Below are 20,055 nucleotides of genomic sequence, written 5' to 3'. Positions count from 1 at the left end.
ATCTTAATCCTCGATACTTTCCAATTTACTTGACTGTTCTTCCATAATCAGAGCACCAATGATTTCATCAAGCTTCCCTTGCAGGATTTGGTCAAGCTTTTGAATGGTTAAGCCGATGCGGTGATCGGTCACGCGGTTTTGCGGGAAGTTGTATGTACGGATCCGTTCAGAACGGTCCCCTGTTCCAACCGCTGATTTCCGCTGTTGATCATACTCGGCCTGTGCTTCACGCTGGAATTTATCATAGACACGGGCACGCAGAACCTTCATCGCCTTTTCTTTATTTTTAATCTGCGATTTTTCATCCTGACACGATACAACCGTGCCTGTTGGAATGTGGGTCAAACGGACAGCAGACATCGTTGTATTAACACTTTGCCCCCCCGGACCGCTTGAAGCAAAGGTATCGACACGAATATCTTTATCGTGAATTTCAATTTCCACTTCTTCTGTTTCCGGTAGACAGGCCACTGTCGCGGTTGATGTATGAATTCGGCCGCCGGACTCTGTTTCCGGTACACGCTGTACGCGGTGGGCACCATTTTCGAATTTCAGCTTCGAATATGCCCCCTGACCGTTAATCATAAAGATCATTTCTTTATAGCCGCCAACGCCGGTTGTACTTGCCTCAATGACATCAGTTTTCCAGCCCTGTGCTTCAGCGTACTTACTGTACATCCGGTACAGATCGCCGGCAAAAAGGGCTGCTTCGTCACCGCCTGCTGCACCGCGGATTTCCATAATCACGTTTTTATCATCATTCGGGTCTTTCGGAATTAAGAGCACCTTCATACGGGCTTCCAGTGCTTCGATTCTGTCATCGAGTTCGGATACTTCCTCCTTGACCATATCGCGCATTTCCGGTTCAAGTTTATCCTCGAGCATTTCTTTCGCTTCTTTTAACTGTTCGCGCGCTTCTTTATATTCGCGGTACGCTTGGACAGTTTCTTGTATATCTGACTGCTCCTTCGAATAATCACGGAGCTTCTTCGGATCATTTACAACAGAAGGATCGCTCAACAGCTCATTTAATTTCTCATAGCGATCTTCAACAGCTTGAAGACGATCAAACACAGTCCTTCACCTCTTTTTCCAACTGTCAGGAGCCGCTGGGTGGGTTTTAAAGTCCTTTTACAAAAATTACCCAGGTCCATAACATTCTAATTATAGTATAGGCTTAAATCCGCGTCAAAACCCTTTCAAAGGGTTGAAGCAGAGAATTAATTGGCGGGTTTATATAAACTTCAAAGAAAATTTCCCCTCATTTTAACATTAAAAAACAGGCAAGAAGGAAACTTGCCTGTTTGATCGCTTAAGTTCAGCTTATTTAAGACCGTATTTTTTGTTGAAACGATCAACACGTCCGCCTGCTTCAGCGAATTTTTGACGTCCTGTGTAGAATGGGTGGCATTCTGAACAAGTTTCAACGCGAATGTTTTCTTTCACGGATCCTGTATCAAAAGTATTGCCACAAGCACATGTCACCACTGCTTTTTTATAATTTGGATGAATTCCTGCTTTCATTCCTGTCAACTCCTTCCGCCCTGAATCTTTCGAAACAGAGTTATATAGTACACGTAAAATAAATTACGCATATTCTTACTCGAAACACACTGTTGTTATTATAGCAAGGACTATTTACAATTGCAACATGGAAATGATCCCTGTGATTCATTCTTTTGGAGACGATTGGCTTTCGCCCGCCCTATTTTATGACCGCTTTGCCTTCACTTCATCACGCAAATTCGCAAAGAATTCTTCATTTGATTTTGTCTGCTTCAGCTTACGCAGGAATTTCTCCGCAAAGTCAGGCGCATCGGACATTGATTTGCGGATCGCCCATAATAAATCCAGCTGCTCCTTCGGGATAAGAAGCTCTTCCTTCCGCGTTCCGGAACGGCGGATATCGATGGCAGGGAAAATCCTTCTTTCGGCAAGAGCACGGTCCAGATGCAGCTCCATGTTGCCTGTCCCTTTAAATTCTTCGTAAATGACATCATCCATCCGCGAGCCTGTATCAACCAGCGCCGTTGCAAGAATCGTTAAGCTGCCGCCCTCTTCAATATTACGGGCCGCCCCGAAGAAACGCTTCGGACGGTGGAAGGCCGCAGGGTCAATCCCCCCTGATAACGTACGTCCGCTTGGCGGAATAACCAGGTTGTATGCCCGTGCCAGACGAGTGATACTATCCATTAAAATGACAACATCGCGTTTATGCTCGACAAGACGCATCGCTCTCTCCAATACAAGCTCGGCCACTTTAATATGGTTTTCCGGCACCTCATCGAACGTCGAACTGACCACATCACCATGAACGGAACGCTCAATATCCGTTACCTCTTCCGGACGTTCATCAATCAACAGAACGATCAGCTCGGCCTCCGGATGATTCGTCGTCACGCTGTTGGCAATCTCCTTAATCAGCATCGTTTTACCCGCTTTTGGCGGTGCCACGATAAGTCCCCGCTGACCAAAACCGACGGGTGCGACGACATCCATAATTCTTGTGGAAATACTTTTTGGAGTTGTTTCCAGCTTCATTTGACGGTTTGGGTACAACGGCGTTAAGCCTGGGAAGTGAACCCGTTCCTTCGCTGTTTCCGGATCATCGCCATTCACCGCTTCAACTTGAAGGAGACCGAAATAACGTTCATTTTCTTTTGGAGGACGTACTTTCCCTGACACTTTGTCACCGTTGCGCAAATCAAAACGGCGGATTTGTGATGCTGAAATATAAATATCCTCTGAGCTTGGGGAATAATTAATCGGTCTTAGGAAGCCGAACCCTTCTGATTGGATAATTTCGAGTACGCCTTCCATGAAGAAATACCCTTCCTGCTCTGCACGCGCCTTTAAGATGGCGAAAATTAATTCTTTTTTCGTTAATTTACTGTAATAGGAAACTTTATATTCACGTGCTAATTCATAAAGCTCCTTTAATTTCATATTTTCTAAGCTTGAAATATTTAATCCCATGATTACACCACTCTTTTGATTTTTCGATTATTCCCTCCACGAGCAGAACCTTGAGTTTGTTAGGTAAGAGGTAAAAGGGAAGAATTTATTGATTAAGAGGCTTTTTACTAAATACCAGCGGCATTAAACCAGTTATCCCCTGAACGGTTTCTTAGGATGAACTAGTCTGTAAAAAGTTGAAGAAATGTTTCTTAATGTGAGTCTTAAGTAAGAGAAGAGACAAAATCATTTACAATTTTACACTCAAAAGTAAAAATGAAGCAATATGTTTTTTTGCAGAAGGGAGTATTTTTTGGATTGTTCTGCAGCCGCACACCAGTCCTGCAGATTTCTCTCTCTAGTCTGAAGTGAAAGTATAGCCATTGAAGGCCGAGAGCGGTTTTGTCTTTATGAAAAAAGACCAGCCGCCCCCGCCCATGTAACTCAAGGCTGTTTAGATTTTATTTGTTACCCAATGAGGCTTCTTGCTTAATGTATGTGTTCCTTCGATGAAACGTACAGTTCCGGATAATGCTCTCATAACAACAGAATGAGTTGTTGCGATTTTACCTTGGTAATTGACTCCGCGGAGCAGCTCGCCATCTGTAATGCCTGTTGCAGCAAAAATCGCATCGTCGCCTTTCACTAAATCTTCCATCAATAAAACTTTATTGACATCCAAGCCCATTTTCTGACAGCGTTCAAGCTCAGCGTCATTTTGCGGAAGCAATTTACCTTGGATTTCACCGCCAAGGCATTTTAATGCTACTGCTGCCAGCACGCCTTCAGGTGCGCCGCCGGAACCTAATAACAGGTCAACCCCGGTATGGCCGAATGCCGTATTGATTGCTCCGGCTACATCACCGTTATCAATTAATTTAATCCGGGCACCTGCTTCACGGATTTGATGAATAATTTCCTGATGGCGTTCGCGGTTCAGGATCGTTACAACGACATCTTCAATATCTTTATTCTTTGCTTTTGCTACTGCTTTTAAGTTGTCAATGACTGGCGCATTGATATCAATCACACCAACCGCTTCCGGTCCAACAGCGATTTTGTCCATATACATATCTGGTGCATGAAGGAGATTTCCTTTGTCGGCAATCGCCAATACAGCCAGTGCATTCCAGCCGCCTGCTGCCAATGTTTCGGTGCCTTCAACCGGATCAACAGCTACATCGACAAGCGGTCCATCGCCTGTACCAAGCTCTTCACCGATATAAAGCATCGGTGCTTCGTCCATTTCACCCTCACCGATGACTACCGTGCCGCGCATTGGCACAGTATTAAATACTTCACGCATCGCAGTTGTTGCGGCATCATCCGCTTCGTCCTTTTTGCCGCGTCCCATCCAGCGGGCTGATGATAACGCCGCACCCTCTGTCACACGTACTAATTCCATTGATAAACTTCGTTCCATTGTTCGTACCTCCAAAATATCCATTCAAATATGCTTTACTATTCTACTGCCTAATCAAACATTTTTCCATTAGGCATTTTTCATTTGGTCCATTTCCTCGGTGGTTAAGGACTCACGCCAGATGGTTGCACCTAGTCCATTTAGTTTTTCCACGATATGGCTGTAGCCTCTCTCAATGTGCTCGAGACCCGTTACTTCTGTGACCCCTTCAGCCATCAGACCGGCAATAACAAGGGCTGCTCCGGCACGTAAATCGCTTGCCTTTACTTTTGCCCCCTGCAGCTGTACCGGACCGTGAATTACTGCAGAGCGGCCCTCTACTTTAATATCAGCACTCATTCTGCGCAGCTCGTCAATATGTTTAAAACGGGCCCCGTAGATCGTATCTGTGACGATGCTCGTTCCCTCAGATTTGGTTAACAAAGAGGTGAACGGCTGCTGCAGATCAGTTGGGAAACCCGGATAGACCAAGGTCTTAATATCAACTGCTTTTAATTTTCGTCCTTCTTGTGAACCGACAAATACTTGATCATCATTGATCTCAATATTGACACCCATTTCACGAAGCTTGGCGATTAAAGATTCTAAATGCTGCGGAATGACATTATCAATTAACACGCCCTGCCCGGCAGCGGCTCCAAGAATAATATACGTACCGGCCTCAATGCGATCCGGAATTATCGTATGGCGGCAGCCATGCAGATTTTCCACGCCATCAATCCGGATAACATCTGTTCCGGCACCTTTGATTTTTGCCCCCATATTGGATAATAATGTAGCGACATCAATAATCTCCGGCTCTTTGGCGGCATTTTCAATAATCGTCCGCCCTTTTGCCCGGACGGCTGCCAGCATAATATTAATCGTGGCTCCGACGCTGACAACATCTAAATAAATCCTTGCGCCACGCAATTCATCGGCACGAAGATAAATCGCACCCTGCTCATTCGTTACACTTGCTCCCAGTGCTTCGAACCCTTTAATATGCTGATCAATCGGTCTCGGTCCAAGATGGCAGCCCCCCGGAAGGCCGATCACTGCTTTTTTAAAACGGCCCAGCATCGCACCCATTAAATAATAGGAAGCACGCAGCATTTTGACTTTGCCATTTGGCAGCGGCATGGAAATCATGGAAGAGGGATCAACGGTCATATCGTTTTGATCGAAGTGAACCTTCCCTCCTACTTCCTCCAGCAGTCCTTTTAATATCTGGACATCAGAAATATCGGGCAGTCCTTCGATTGTGACAGGAGACTCGGCTAGAATTGTCGCGGGAATCAAGGCCACTGCACTATTTTTGGCTCCGCTTATTCGAACTGTACCCTTTAATGGATAACCGCCTGCAATCATTAATTTTTCCATTGTAAACTCCCTTCCAAGCCTTTTTACATGAATACATATCCTTCAGCCTTCTCCTTTGTGCGGGCAAAGTCAAATGATTTCTTTAAAAACAGCTGAATAATGGTTGTCCTTTTTTCAAACTCTATTCAATAGAATTCTTTGTTAAAACCTATCGTCCTTGTTTGGAAAAGACTTTGGTGCACACGTCCATTAAAGCAGTGCTGCCGAGAAAATAGCCGCATACACCAAAGTCCATTAGAAAGACAGAGGCCAAAACAAAAAAACACTAAACTGCCGTTTACTGCCATCCCCACACATTCCTCCTCTATTTTACACAAAAACAGAAGCCGCATGTACTCACTGGAAATATTTAACCCTGCTTTACCTGCATAATTCATAAAAAAGTTGGATTTTTAATAGGAAGAGAATGGTGGATTGAGCCGGCGGTCCGGGGAAACTGCACCAGAACCGCCCGGCCAAACATATAAGAAAGTATAAGGTTTCTGAACTTTGACAGTGTCCAGCTCCAGCGCCTAGCGGCTAGTGTACTTCCGCTTTTCTATTAGGAAAGCTTCTTCCAGTCTGATAAGAAGGCTTCGATGCCTTTGTCTGTTAATGGGTGTTTAAACAATTGCTGAATGACTTTGTATGGAATCGTTGCGATATGTGCCCCTTTTAATGCCGCTGCTGTCACATGCTGCGGATGTCTAATCGAAGCAGCAATGATTTCCGTTTCAATGTCATGAATCGCAAAAATATCTGCGATGGTTGAAATTAATTCTAAGCCGTCATGGCCGATATCATCTAATCTGCCAAGGAATGGAGAAACATAGGTGGCTCCCGCTCTTGCAGCAAGCAATGCCTGGTTCGCACTGAAAATCAACGTTACATTTGTTTTAATTCCTTCCTTTGACAGTGCCGAAACGGCCTTCATTCCATCCGGTGTCATGGGAATTTTCACTGTAATATTCGGTGCAATCGCAGCTAATTCCTTTCCTTCACGAATCATGCCTTCAGCATCGAGAGCGATAACCTCGGCACTTACAGATCCCGGAACAAGAGTCGTAATCTCACGAAGGCGGTCATGAAAGGAAATATTTTTTTCTTTTGCCACCAGCGATGGGTTCGTCGTTACACCTGCAATAATCCCAAGCTCATAGGCTTCTTTAATTTCGTCCATATTTGCAGTATCGATAAAAAACTTCATCCCTATACCCCTCTCAATTAAAAAAATAATCGTTCACGATATAAATCATGCCCAAAAGGCGAATCTTTCATTTATTTCTTCCGCACTGCATTTTCGTCAGTTCAGATATCCGGTCTAGGCTGCCGTTATGTATATGCAGTGAAACCGCTCTTCTTTAAGAGCGGTTTTTCAAATCAGGCTTTGCCGTTTGAACCAAATTCACGTATTTTTCCGATCACCGTTTGTTTGATTGTTTCACGTGCAGGTCCCAAATATTTACGCGGATCGTACATTTCAGGATTAGCCGCTAACACTTCACGAACGGTTTTGGCCGAAGCAATTTGGTTTTCTGTATTTACATTAATTTTTGCCGTACCTAAAGAAATGGCTTTTTGGATATCCTTTGTTGGAATTCCTGTTCCGCCATGGAGTACAAGCGGTACACCAGTAAGATTTCCGATTTCCTCCATTTCCTTGTATCCCAGTTTAGGCTCACCTTTGTAAGGTCCATGGACAGAACCTAATGCCGGTGCCAGGCAGTCAATCCCTGTTCTCTTTACTAATTCTTCACATTCTTTAGCGTCAGCATAAATGATACCTTCCCCAATGACATCATCTTCCTGTCCGCCGACTGTACCAAGCTCAGCTTCTACTGAAACTCCCTTGGCATGAGCATATTCAACAACACTGGCTGTTAATTCTACATTTTCTGCAAATGGGTGATGTGAGCCATCAATCATCACAGATGTAAAGCCTGCATCAATTGCTTCCTTACATTTATCAAAGCTGGATCCATGGTCTAAATGAATCGCAACTGGAACGGTAATTTTATAATCCTCAAGCAAGCCTTCTACTAATTTGACCACGGTTTTAAATCCGCCGATATAACGGCCTGCTCCCTCAGAAACGCCTAAAATAACAGGAGAATTTTCTTCCTGTGATGCCTGAAGGATAGCTTGCGTAAACTCCAGATTATTTATATTAAACTGCCCAACGGCATATCCTTCAGCTTTTGCTTTTTTCAGCATGTCTGACATTGAAACTAAAGGCATAACGGTCCCCCCTCTAAATGATGAATCACAACAATCAAATGATTTCGTAATGTCTGATTAAGATGATCTATTTTTTCCATTTGTAATCATACCAAACTAGTATAGGAAATGCTATCCATACTGATGTATTTTTTACATTCAGAGATTGTTAACCCAAAAATTTTGTCTTGATCATGCTTTAGGTGTACACGAGAAAGACCGCGTACACCCATGACATGTTCCGTAATAATAGTAAAATATGATAAATGTGATCCCTAATTTAAGCGAAAAGTAAAGACTGCAATTATTCAGATACGTATTTTTTTACCGCCTGGCGGATGTCATCAATATCAAACGGTTTAGCAAAGTGGGTCAACGCACCAAGATCTTTCGCTTCTTGAATCATATCGAGCTCCCCGTAAGCGGTCATAATAATGACTTTAATATTTTGATCAATGACCTTCAGCCTTTTCAAGATTTCGATTCCATCCATGCCCGGAATTTTCATATCCAGCAAGACGAGATCAGGCAGACCTTCTTGCACCATTTCCAGTGCTTGGAAACCGTTTGCAGCCTGGTATGTATCATAGCCTTCCTTTTGTAAAACTTCATTCAACAGAATCCTGATTCCCAGTTGATCATCTACTATTAGAATCTTTTCTTTCATAGAGCCACCTCTTTCCTTCTGTAATAAGCGCACCAATCCCGCTCGACGTCTAATAGGGAAAACAAATATTTGTATACACAAGTATAATTATTTGTAATTTCTACTTCCCCACTCCTATTTCCTTCTTTTTTACTGAAAAAGATACTATTGTAAACTATTGGAAGTCGCTTTACAACGATCATTTTTCCCTATAAAAAACCATTCCCGCCTACATAATAGTCTATTTTCCAACAAAAATCACTACCATAACCAATATTAAATAGCAAAAAGTTTCCTCGAATTAGAAAATTCAGTCCCCTCATAGGGCGTTGATCGAGCTAAAACGGAGGCAATGGGCAAAAATAAGCCGCCCTGAGCTGGGATTGTTCCCATTCAGGCCGGCCAATTGGTTTTCAAATGATAAAATTACATTTTCCCGCTGCACTTTAAAGATGCATGAATAAATTCACGGAATAGCGGCTGCGGACGGTTCGGTCTGGAGACAAATTCCGGGTGGAATTGCGATGCAACAAACCAAGGGTGATCCTTTAATTCAACCACTTCAACAAGACGGCCGTCAGGGCTGGTTCCTGAGAAGACAAACCCTGCCTCTTCCATCGTTGGGCGGTATTGGTTATTGAATTCATAACGATGACGGTGGCGTTCATATACCACTTCATCCTGGTAGGCTTCATAGGCCAGCGTATCTTCCTTCAGCTTACATGGATACAGACCTAAACGAAGGGTACCGCCCATATCCTCGATATCCTTTTGTTCCGGCAGCAAGTCAATGATGGCGTGTTCTGTTTCTGGTTTAATTTCAGATGAATGTGCATCTTTTAATCCAAGAACATTACGGGCAAATTCAATCGAAGCCAACTGCATTCCCAAACAGATGCCAAGGAACGGTTTCTTTTGTTCACGTACATAGCGGATCGCTTCAATTTTCCCTTCAATCCCGCGGTCACCGAAGCCGCCTGGTACAAGAACACCGTCCACTTCAGCTAACAGCTCATTCACATTTTCAGCCGTAACGTTTTCGGAATTAATCCATTTGATTTCAATATCAGAATCAAAGGCATAGCCGGCATGTTTTAATGCTTCGACAACGGAAAGATAAGCGTCTTGTAATTCTACATATTTCCCAACAAGACCAATCTTGGTTTTCTTGCTCAAGTTACGTACCTTTTCAAGAAGATTTGTCCATTCTGTCATGTCTGCTTCCTTGCAGTCTAATTGCAGGTGTTCACAGACAATTTGGTCCATTTTTTGCGCCTGCAGCGCTAACGGAATCGCAAGTAAATGGTCCGCATCCTGACATTCAATGACGGCTTCTTTATCAATGTCACAGAAAAGGGCAATTTTGTCCTTTTGATCCTGTGTCAGCGGCATTTCTGTACGAGGTACGATGATATTAGGCTGAATTCCAAGACTGCGAAGCTCCTTCACACTGTGCTGTGTCGGTTTTGTTTTCATTTCACCTGCTGCTTTAATGTAAGGAACAAGCGTACAGTGAATGTACATCACATTGCGGGAACCGACATCACTTTTCACCTGGCGGATTGCCTCTAAAAACGGTAATGACTCGATATCCCCAACGGTTCCCCCAATTTCTGTAATCACGACATCCGCATTGGTTTCTTTACCGGCACGGAAGAGACGATCTTTAATTTCATTTGTAATATGCGGAATAACCTGTACGGTTCCGCCTAAATAATCGCCGCGGCGTTCTTTGCGCAATACAGCTGAATATACTTTACCAGTTGTCACGTTGCTGTATTTATTTAAGTTAATGTCGATAAACCGCTCATAGTGACCTAAGTCCAAGTCTGTTTCTGCACCGTCATCCGTTACGAATACTTCTCCGTGCTGATATGGACTCATCGTTCCTGGATCCACGTTAATGTATGGATCAAACTTTTGAATCGTTACGCTGATGCCGCGGTTTTTTAATAACCGTCCCAATGATGCTGCGGTAATCCCTTTCCCAAGTGAAGATACAACTCCGCCTGTTACAAAAATATACTTTGTCATTTTCAAAAATCCCCCTCCATTACAGTTTGTACATATTTGAGCCTATTTAAAGACAGTTTATGTGATTTATTGAATCTTTACGGGAGCGCCCAAGTATTGAGCGTGCCTGGTGTTTCGACAAATTTCTTCCTGCAAAAAAACAAAAACGCCCCTCTTACTTTCAATCAAGTAAGGGAGCGCTGCTTTTATGATTATTACTCGAATCTCTTAAAGAGCCCAAAAAGTATTCTACAAGTACAATATGAAAAAGTCAAGATGATTATCGTTAATCCTTGTCATCCTCTAAATCATCAAAGTCCTCTTCTTCGTCATCAAGATCCTGTTCTTCTTCATCCATTTCAAATTCATCATCGTCGAGGTCCTCGACTAGATCATCATCGATTTCCTCGTCCAAATCTTCATCAACTAGATCATCATCGATTAAATCATCATCATCCTCATCTGCTTCTTCCAGATCATCATCTAGCAGATCATCGTCATCTAGTTCATCGTCATCGTCATCTAATAAATCTTCATCATCATCGTCGAAATCATCGAATGCTTCCTCTTCCAGTTCTTCGATTTCATCAAAGCCATCCAGCTCGTCGACCACTTTCTTTGCCTTTTTCTTCTTCTTCGCTTTTACAGGGTTTACAATTTCTTCAATGACCTGGTCAACTGGGTACCAGACTCTTAAGCCCCATTGGTTTTCACCAACGCATAAGAAACGTCCATCTATATTTAAGTCCGTATAAAATTGGGCAATTCTTGTTCGTACTTGTTCCTCTGACAATTCTAGTGTTTGCGCCAATTCATCCATTAATTGTTTAAAAGAAATAGCCTGCTTTTTTTCTACTAAAAGTTCATAAGCAACTTCGATTAAGGACATTTCCTGTATTTCTTCTTTTGAGAATTGAGTTAAACTCAAAATCCGCACTTCCTTTCTATCATACACTCCTGGTACGGGAAGTAGTGGAAGGTTGGTGAATTTATGTAAGAATATTCCATCTCCACCGCGTAAAGTACCAAAAAATGCTTATATGTCTCAGAATACATATTCTTCATTATAAACAAATTACTGGTGTTTATGCTAGACCTTGCTGCCGATTCAGGCATATTTTTCTCATTAGCGTACTTTTCTTATCCTGCGAAGGCTTTTGGGAGCATTTGGGCGTGAAAGGAATTTTTTTGCCCTGAGGAAAAAATAGATGGAGAAAAGAAGGAAGGGGATAGCCCCGAGATTTCGTACATATAAATAATGGGCAATAGTCACAGCCCCTGCCCAGCCTATTAATTTGATAAGGATTTGCCTCAAGCTTCTCACTTCCTGAAAACATATTGCCAAGGGTCTGACCCCTGGCTAAATGCTAAAGATCAGCTTGTAAGAAGCCGACCCATTGATCTTGTACTCTTCATTACCGGAAAATCCCGTTCTCATATGAATGATTATACTACAAACCACTCATCATTTCTTTTTAAAAGGATCAATTCAACTGATTGCTTTTTTCCACTTGCAGCCCTTCGAGGAAAAAGGATGTCTGCAACTCAATGTATTCCTCAAGCGTATACATTTTTCCCAATACCCAGCGGCGGAAACCCCACATCTGTCCCTGGACGTAAATATTGTGTGCCGCCATTTTAATTTGTGCCTCGTTTAATTTCAGCTCTTTATTTTCCACACAGCGTTCAAGCATTTTCCGGAACAATTCAACTAAGAGTAATTCTTTTTCAAGGACATAGGCAAGTGCATCCTTTGTCAGTGATTTCAATTCCTGATACATGATTAAGACTTCATCCTGCATCTCGTCCATCACCCGGAAAAAATGCGCAATCGCATGCCTAACCCCTTCAATTGAACCAAGCTCTGTATCGATAATGATTTGCAGCCGGTCGCTTACCTGATCATAAATCCGGTCACAGACGAGATAGAGAACGTCTTCCTTTGTCCGGATATATTCATACAGCGTCCCGATGCTGAAGCCCGATGCCCGGGCAATCTCCCTTGTTGTCATACGGTGGTAGCCCTTTTCTTTAATGAGGGCTACTGCACCATTTATGATTTGGTCACGTCTTTTTTGAATTAAGCGTTCATCTTTTACGGAAGCCTGCACCTCGCGTTTTCTCCTTGTTTTTACCAACCCACTAAACCCCCACATCTGTTAAAAAATGAAAGAGTGCCTGTGTGTCTTTCATAAAGGGTGATGCTGCTGACCTGTCTCCTTCATACTCCATCCTGACATTTCAGTCTCCCTTAGACTTTGACCCAGGCACTTAAATCCGCGGCATCCTTGCCGGGTGTTATTTTGTTAGCATCCGGGAAATAACGAGACGCTGAATTTCCTGTGTTCCTTCATAAATTTGTGTAATTTTGGCATCGCGCATGAAGCGTTCAACCGGATATTCCTTTGTATAACCGTAGCCGCCGAAGATTTGCACCGCTTCAGTAGTCACCTTCATCGCTGCGTCACCGGCAAACAGCTTGGACATGGCGGATTCCTTTCCATATGGAAGTCCTTCAGATTCCAGCCATGCAGCCTGGTACGTTAATAGTCTGGCCGCTTCAACACTTGTTGCCATATCCGCCAGCTTGAAACCAATTCCCTGCTGCGCGGCAATCGGCTTGCCGAATTGGACGCGTTCCTTAGCGTAATCAACCGCAGCATCTAAAGCACCTTGGGCAATACCGACAGCCTGTGCGGCAATTCCATTGCGCCCGCCATCCAATGTCATCATGGCAATTTTAAAACCCTGGCCAACTTCCCCTAATACATTTTCAGCAGGAACGTGGCAGTTGTCAAAAATAATTTCTGTTGTCGGTGAGGAACGAATGCCCATTTTCTTTTCTTTTTTCCCTACAGAGAAGCCAGGGAAGTCTTTTTCGACGATAAATGCCGTCGTCCCTTTGCCCTTCATGTCCGGATCCGTCACGGCAAAAACGATATAGATATCCGCCTCGCCGCCATTTGTAATAAAGATTTTCGCGCCGTTCAGTACGTAGTGGTCCCCTTCAAGGCGTGCTGTTGTTTTCATACCGCCCGCATCAGAACCGCTGCCGGGCTCAGTTAAGCCATAGGCCCCAAGCTTCTCGCCAAGTGCCATTGGTTTCAGATACTTTTGCTTTTGCTCTTCTGTACCGAATTTATACACCGGCCAGCCTGCGAGTGACGTATGCGCCGAAAGCGTAACAGCCGTTGAGGCGCAGACACGCGCTAATTCTTCTACTGTAATGCAGTAAGCGAGGAAGTCGCTGCCGATGCCGCCGTATTCTTCCGGCCACGGAATCCCCATTAAGCCCAGCTCTGCCATTTTCGTAAAAATCTCCCGGTCAAAGCGCTCTGCTTCATCCCGCTCTGCTGCAGTCGGTGCTACTTCATTTTCAGCAAAATCGCGGACCATTTTTCTAATCATCTCATGTTCTTCTGATAATTTAAAGTTCATTGCTTTTTCCTTCTTTCGATCATTATTGTGGTTTTTTAAAGTTGTTTGCTGATGACAATGCGCTGGATTTCGCTGGTTCCCTCGTATATTTCGGTGATTTTGGCATCACGGAAGTAGCGCTCGACAGGGTAATCCTCTGTATAGCCGTAACCGCCAAACACTTGGATTGCTTCGGTTGTGACCTCAACGGCCGTTTTGGAGGCGAACAGCTTGGCGATGGAGGCCTCCTTACGGGCAGCAAGACCTCTTTCTTTTAAATCGGCAGCACGATAGATTAATAGTTTCGCAGCTTCAATGCTTGTTGCCATATCAGCCAATTTGAAGGATATTGCCTGGTGTGCGGCAATCGGTATAGCAAATTGTTTTCGCTCCTTTGCATATTGCACCGCGGCATCGAAGGCCGCCTCGGCAATTCCAAGTGCTTGGGCGGCAATGCCGATCCGTCCGGTTTCGAGGTTTGATAACGCGATGCCGAAGCCTTCACCTTCATGGCCGAGCCTGTTTTCTGCCGGAATCAGCATATCTTCGAAGCTGAGCTGTAACGTCCGTGAGCCGCGAAGCCCCATTTTATGTTCATCCTTGCCGAAAATGAGACCGGGTGTATTTTTTTCAACAATAAATGCCGTTATGCCTTTTGTGCCAAGCTTCGCATCTGTCACGGCAAAGACGAGATAAACATCTGCCTCGCCGCCGTTTGTGATAAAGACCTTTGAGCCGTTTAGGATGTAGGTGTCTCCTTTTTTCACAGCCTTTGTTTTAATATTGGCGGCATCCGAACCTGCCTGCGGCTCAGTCAGGCAAAAGGCGCCTAAGTATTCGCCTGCGGCCAGCTTTGGGATGTATTTATTTTTCTGTGCCTCACTTCCGAAACGGAGAATCGGAAACGTGCCGACGGACGTGTGTACGGATAGGATCACGCCGAGGGCGGCACTGACTTTTGACAGCTCTTCAATGGCAATCAGATAGGAAGTCAAATCCATTCCTGCACCGCCGTATGTTTCTGGAATCGGAATGCCCATGAGACCAAGACTTCCCATCTTCTTCAAAATCTCCCGGGGGAATTCCCCTTTTTCCATGTTTGGCACAAATGGTGCTGCCACATCGCGGGCGAAATCCCGCACCATTTTTCGCATCATTTCCTGTTCTTTGGAAAATTGCAGGTTCATGATGCCCCCTCCTTTTTCACAGGTGTCTATACTTTCGATGTTGCATGGACTTTTGCAGGCTGGGTTTTGATTTCATTCAGCTTGGTCTTGTCGAATTTTGGAAAAATCGATATTCCGCTGAAAGTTGACGATATCTTGGCTAAAGTTGACGATATCTTGGCTAAAGTTGACGATATATCGAAAAGCGGCCGATACCTTGCACCGGACTTTCCCGTCTAATTAGCTATACTCGTAAAACCCGCGCCCGGTTTTCCTCCCGAGCCAGCCTGCTTTTACATATTTACGCAGCAGCGGGCACGGACGGTATTTGTCCTCACCAAGTCCTTCATGAAGAATTTCCATGATCGATAGGCATGTGTCGAGTCCGATGAAATCAGCCAGCGTCAGCGGCCCCATTGGATGATTCATGCCCAGCTTCATCACTTCATCAATTCCCTCTTTCGTGGCAATCCCTTCTTGAAGGGCAAAGATCGCTTCATTGATCATCGGCAGAAGAATACGGTTTGCAACAAAACCAGGGGCATCATTCACCTCTACCGGCACTTTATGCAAAGCTAAAGCCACTGCCTCAACGGATTGGTACACTTCATCTGCAGTTGCCAGTCCGCGGATAATTTCCACCAGCTTCATCACCGGAACGGGGTTCATAAAATGCATGCCAATGACCTTCTCCGGACGCTTTGTCACCGCCCCAATCTCCGTAATCGGCAGGGATGAAGTATTGCTGGCAAGAATCGTATGCGGCGGTGCGATTTCATCCAGTTGTTTGAAAATCCCTGTTTTGATTTCCATATTTTCTACAGCAGCCTCGATCACGAGGTCGGCCGCAGCCGCATCTGCAAGGCTGGTGGACAGGGTGATGCGGGAAATCACGCCCTCCATGTCTTCTGCCGTGATTTTCCCCTTCGCAGCCTGGCGTTCCAGATTCTTGCTGATTCCGGCCATACCCCGCTGGGCAAATTCCTCCTTTATATCATTTAAAGTCACGTTAAACCCTGCCTGTGCACAAACTTGGGCAATCCCGGATCCCATTTGACCCGCTCCGATCACCATAATTTTCTTTATTTCCATTTCTTCTCCTCCATTTATCTATATAGACCTGACGCCTTCATTTGCTGTAACGGTGGACCACTGCGGGTCTAGCCCTTCACTTCAATCATAATGGCGTCGCCTTGACCGCCGCCGCTGCAGATCGCCGCTATGCCGACCCCGCCGCCGCGCCGCTTTAATTCGTGCATCAGTGTAATAATGAGTCTGGCTCCGCTGGCTCCTATCGGGTGACCAAGTGCCACGGCGCCGCCATTCACATTTACCTTTGCTAAATCCAGCCCTGCTACTTCGGCACTGACCAGCGAAACAGCAGCAAAGGCTTCATTAATCTCGATCAAGTCAATTTCTTCTAGCTTCCGGCCCGTTTTCTTTAAAATCTCTTGAATCACGAGACCCGGAGTTTTAGGAAAATCTTTCGCTTCGACAGCGATGGCAGCATGACCGAGAATAGCAGCGTAAGGCTTAATGTTTTCCCGCAAGGCCCTGTCCTCGCTCATCAGCACCAACGCACCCGCGCCGTCATTGACTCCCGGTGCATTGCCGGCTGTAATCGTCCCATCATTGCTAAAAACAGGCTTTAATGCCGCCAGCTGCTCCAAGGATGTATCTTTCCTTGGTGCTTCATCCTGTTCAATCAGCATTGAGCCTCCTTTACGCTGAGGAACAGCAACGGGTACGATTTCCTCAGCAAAGCTCCCCCCTTCCATCGCCTCAATAGCTCTTTTGTGGCTGCGAAACGCCCATTCATCCTGTCTTTCCCGGCTGATGCGCAAATCCTTTGCCGCTTGATTTCCGTAGATGCCCATATGGACCCCGGAGAAGCTGCAAGTCAATCCGTCATGGACCATTAAATCGGTCACAACTGACTGCCCCATCCTTAAGCCCCACCTGGCATTGCTGAGCAGATAGGGTGCCTGGCTCATTGACTCCATGCCGCCAGCAGCAATGATTTCCTCATCACCGGAACGGATAATCTGATCAGCGAGCGTCACACTGCGCATGCCTGATGCACAAACCTTGTTAATCGTCTCTGTCTTGACTTCCCACGGCAATCCTGCCAGTCTTGCCGCCTGCCGTGATGGAATCTGCCCCTGTCCGCCCTGGAGTACACACCCCATGATGACCTCATCCACCATTTCCGGGGAAATCCCCGCTCTCTTTATCGCTTCCTTCAGCACAATGGCTCCCAAATCGGACGCGGTTAACTCCTTTAAACCGCCGCCGAATTTTCCAAAAGGGGTTCTTACCCCGCTTACAATCACTGTTTTTTTCATCAGGAATTTTCCTCCTTTGCTTGAAATAGATCTTTTTGGAACATTTCATCTCATTACGAAGAGAGTCGGTCATGATGAATGAGGGTCTTTTGCGGTACTGCACAATGTGAGGTCAGTGCGGTTACACCGGGTTCCTTCACTGCTCTGAACGTCCGTTCAATCGGAAGGCAAACAGCAGCTGTCATTGTAAAAAATAATCCTCCGGGAACAATGGGAACAATGGTCATGTTGCGATGTTGATGGGTTATGTAATTCTTTCCTCTAATATTATTGTATGAGAAGGATTCATGACCAATAACCTGCCTAATTTAGAATAGGATAATGACACAGGGTGTGCAGCCTGAAAGACTGTGCACCCATTCAACCGCTGTATTTCATCCTTACGATACAGCTTTTTCACCTAAAACAGCCTTTTCTAACAATTCGGCAACGTCATATGTTTTAACACGGTCTTCCACTTCTTTTGCTTTCGTTCCATCGGAAAGCATCGTTAAACAATATGGACACCCGGAGCTGATCACGGTTGGCTGTACAGCTAAGGCCTGCTCAGTCCGTGCCACATTAATGCGGGTTCCTGTGTCTTCTTCCATCCACATCAGGCCGCCACCGGCTCCGCAGCACATACCCGTTTCACGGTTCCGCTCCATTTCCACCAGCTTCACGCCCGGAATCGATTGTAAAATTTCCCGCGGCGGCGCGTAAACTTCATTGTAACGTCCTAAATAGCAGGAATCATGGAACGTAATCGTTTCATTGACCGCATACTTCGGCTGCAGGCGCCCTTCGCGCACAAGAAGAGCCAACAGTTCCGTATGATGGAAAACTTCCGCCTCAAGGCCGAAATCAGGGTATTCATTTTTAAAGGTGTTATAGGCATGAGGGTCAATCGTGACAATTTTCTTCACGCCGGCTTTTTCAAACTCAGTGATATTGTTAACTACTAAATCTTGGAATAAAAATTCATTTCCTAAACGGCGCGGTGTATCACCGGAGTTCTTTTCCTTGTTCCCGAGAATGGCAAACTTCACGCCGGCTTCATTTAACAATTTGGCAAAGGATTGGGCAATCTTTTGGCTGCGATTATCAAAGGCACCCATCGAACTCACCCAGAATAAATATTCAAATTCCTCTCCTGCTTTGGAGACTTCCTTCACTGTCGGCACATGGACATCTTCCCTGGCATCACGCCAGTTTTCTTTTTCCTTGCGGTTTAAGCCCCATGGATTTCCCTGACGTTCAATATTCGTCATCGCGCGCTGTGCATCGGAATCGAGCTTTCCTTCTGTTAAAACAAGAAAACGGCGCAGGTCGATAATTTTCTCCACATGTTCATTCATGACCGGGCATTGGTCCTCACAGTTGCGGCATGTAGTACAAGCCCAGATTTCCTCTTCTGTAATGACATCGCCAATCAAGCTCGGGTTGTATGCAAGCCCTGCCGCAGCTTCATCTGCTCCCTCGCTTGCCGAGGCTAAAGCCAATTGATTCCCTTCTGTTTTGGCAAAAGCAAACGTTGGCACCCATGGCTGCTTCCCGGTTACCACGGCACCGTGGTTTGTTAAATGATCACGCAGCTTCAAGATTAAATCCATTGGCGACAGCATTTTTCCTGTTCCGCTAGCCGGACACATGCTGGTACAGCGGCCGCACTCCACGCAGGCATATAAATCAATCAGCTGATGCTGCGTAAAGTCGGAAATCCGGCCGACACCGTACGATTCCTGGGTTTCATCTTCAAAATCGATTTTTGTGAGCTTGCCCGGTTTTTCTAATTTGTTAAAATAAACATTCGCCGGTCCGGCAATTAAATGGGCATGTTTCGATTGCGGCACATAGACTAGGAATGTTAACAGGATCAGCAAATGGACCCACCAAGCCGTATAAAAGAAGGTTACAGCCGCTGTCTTTCCGATCCAGATAAAGACGATGGAAAGTAAAGAAGCGACAGGTTCTGACCAAGTTGGATCCTCTAAATGCCAAATTCTCCCCATTCCGTTTCCCAGCAGGACGGAAAGCATTAATCCTCCGATAAAAATAAGAACAAGTCCGGATTTAAAGTTTCTTTTTAGGCGGACAAGCTTTTCAATGTAGCGTCGGTGAAAGGCCATCAGGACAGCCGCTAAGATGATGAGCGCAACAAGTTCCTGAAAAAAGGTAAAAGCAGGATAAAGAGGACCTAACGGCAGGTGGACACCAGGCTTAATGCCTTTTATAATAAAATCAATCGCCCCAAATTGAACAAGAATAAAACCATAGAAAAACATGATATGCATAATACCGCTTTTTTTGTCCTTCAGTAATTTCTTCTGTCCAAAAACATTGACCCAAATTTTGTTGAGCCGCCTCTTTACATCGTTATCGAACTCCACCTTCTTCCCTAGTTTTATGTACTGAATCCGGGTTTTAATTAAGTACACAAATAAGCTGGTTGCGTAAGCGGTTACAATTAGAAAAGCGGCTAGATTTAACCACAATAGCAGATTCATTTCAGGTTCAACCTCCATTCCATTTATTTTTTTATTTTTTCTAACA

General features: G+C 44.9%; 16 protein-coding genes. All 16 read right to left on the bottom strand.

Annotated elements, in window-relative coordinates:
• Nucleotides 1–3: 3 nt before the first annotated feature.
• Nucleotides 4–1,074: a peptide chain release factor 1 gene (prfA, locus tag HNR53_RS10585; protein WP_184525688.1), complete on the bottom strand. Its 1,071-nt coding sequence runs from the start codon at nt 1,072–1,074 to the stop codon at nt 4–6.
• Nucleotides 1,075–1,323: 249 nt separating this feature from the next.
• The gene (gene rpmE / locus HNR53_RS10580) at nt 1,324–1,524 is read right to left on the bottom strand and encodes a 50S ribosomal protein L31 (RefSeq protein WP_184525686.1); all 201 of its coding nucleotides are present in this window, start codon (nt 1,522–1,524) and stop codon (nt 1,324–1,326) included.
• A gap of 186 nt (nt 1,525–1,710) precedes the next feature.
• On the bottom strand, nt 1,711–2,976 hold the full coding sequence (gene rho / locus HNR53_RS10575; protein ID WP_221452286.1) for a transcription termination factor Rho: 1,266 nt from the start codon (nt 2,974–2,976) through the stop codon (nt 1,711–1,713).
• A 433-nt stretch (nt 2,977–3,409) separates the two neighbouring features.
• A complete protein-coding gene (gene glpX / locus HNR53_RS10570; protein WP_184525684.1) occupies nt 3,410–4,378 on the bottom strand; it encodes a class II fructose-bisphosphatase in 969 nt (322 codons plus the stop codon).
• 69 nt (nt 4,379–4,447) lie between these two features.
• Nucleotides 4,448–5,740, bottom strand: a complete 1,293-nt coding sequence (locus tag HNR53_RS10565; RefSeq protein ID WP_184525682.1) for a UDP-N-acetylglucosamine 1-carboxyvinyltransferase — start codon at nt 5,738–5,740, stop codon at nt 4,448–4,450.
• Nucleotides 5,741–6,281: 541 nt separating this feature from the next.
• Nucleotides 6,282–6,926, bottom strand: a complete 645-nt coding sequence (gene fsa / locus HNR53_RS10560) for a fructose-6-phosphate aldolase (RefSeq protein WP_184525680.1) — start codon at nt 6,924–6,926, stop codon at nt 6,282–6,284.
• 173 nt (nt 6,927–7,099) lie between these two features.
• A complete protein-coding gene (locus HNR53_RS10555) occupies nt 7,100–7,957 on the bottom strand; it encodes a class II fructose-bisphosphate aldolase (protein ID WP_184525678.1) in 858 nt (285 codons plus the stop codon).
• Between the two features lie 283 nt (nt 7,958–8,240).
• Nucleotides 8,241–8,603, bottom strand: a complete 363-nt coding sequence (locus tag HNR53_RS10550; protein ID WP_184525676.1) for a response regulator — start codon at nt 8,601–8,603, stop codon at nt 8,241–8,243.
• Between the two features lie 405 nt (nt 8,604–9,008).
• Entirely contained in the window at nt 9,009–10,616 is a 1,608-nt protein-coding gene (gene pyrG / locus HNR53_RS10545; protein WP_184525673.1) for a CTP synthase, read from the bottom strand.
• 265 nt (nt 10,617–10,881) lie between these two features.
• A complete protein-coding gene (gene rpoE, locus HNR53_RS10540; protein WP_377802114.1) occupies nt 10,882–11,532 on the bottom strand; it encodes a DNA-directed RNA polymerase subunit delta in 651 nt (216 codons plus the stop codon).
• Nucleotides 11,533–12,079: 547 nt separating this feature from the next.
• On the bottom strand, nt 12,080–12,733 hold the full coding sequence (locus tag HNR53_RS10535) for a TetR/AcrR family transcriptional regulator (RefSeq protein WP_246439523.1): 654 nt from the start codon (nt 12,731–12,733) through the stop codon (nt 12,080–12,082).
• A gap of 160 nt (nt 12,734–12,893) precedes the next feature.
• Nucleotides 12,894–14,033 carry an acyl-CoA dehydrogenase gene (locus HNR53_RS10530; RefSeq protein WP_184525667.1) on the bottom strand — a complete coding sequence of 380 codons (1,140 nt, stop codon included), beginning with the start codon at nt 14,031–14,033 and terminating at the stop codon, nt 12,894–12,896.
• 35 nt (nt 14,034–14,068) lie between these two features.
• The gene (locus tag HNR53_RS10525) at nt 14,069–15,199 is read right to left on the bottom strand and encodes an acyl-CoA dehydrogenase (RefSeq protein ID WP_184525665.1); all 1,131 of its coding nucleotides are present in this window, start codon (nt 15,197–15,199) and stop codon (nt 14,069–14,071) included.
• 219 nt (nt 15,200–15,418) lie between these two features.
• Nucleotides 15,419–16,270 carry a 3-hydroxybutyryl-CoA dehydrogenase gene (locus HNR53_RS10520; protein ID WP_184525663.1) on the bottom strand — a complete coding sequence of 284 codons (852 nt, stop codon included), beginning with the start codon at nt 16,268–16,270 and terminating at the stop codon, nt 15,419–15,421.
• 68 nt (nt 16,271–16,338) lie between these two features.
• Nucleotides 16,339–17,523 (bottom strand): acetyl-CoA C-acetyltransferase, encoded by a 1,185-nt coding sequence (locus HNR53_RS10515; protein ID WP_184525661.1) that lies wholly within the window; start codon nt 17,521–17,523, stop codon nt 16,339–16,341.
• A 380-nt stretch (nt 17,524–17,903) separates the two neighbouring features.
• Entirely contained in the window at nt 17,904–20,009 is a 2,106-nt protein-coding gene (locus HNR53_RS10510) for a (Fe-S)-binding protein (RefSeq protein WP_184525659.1), read from the bottom strand.
• Between the last annotated feature and the right edge of the window lie 46 nt (nt 20,010–20,055).

This window comes from Bacillus benzoevorans, assembly GCF_014207535.1.
GTDB classification, from domain to species: Bacteria; Bacillota; Bacilli; order Bacillales; family Cytobacillaceae; genus Bacillus_BD; species Bacillus_BD benzoevorans.
This window is presented reverse-complemented; position numbering and strand designations above follow the sequence as displayed.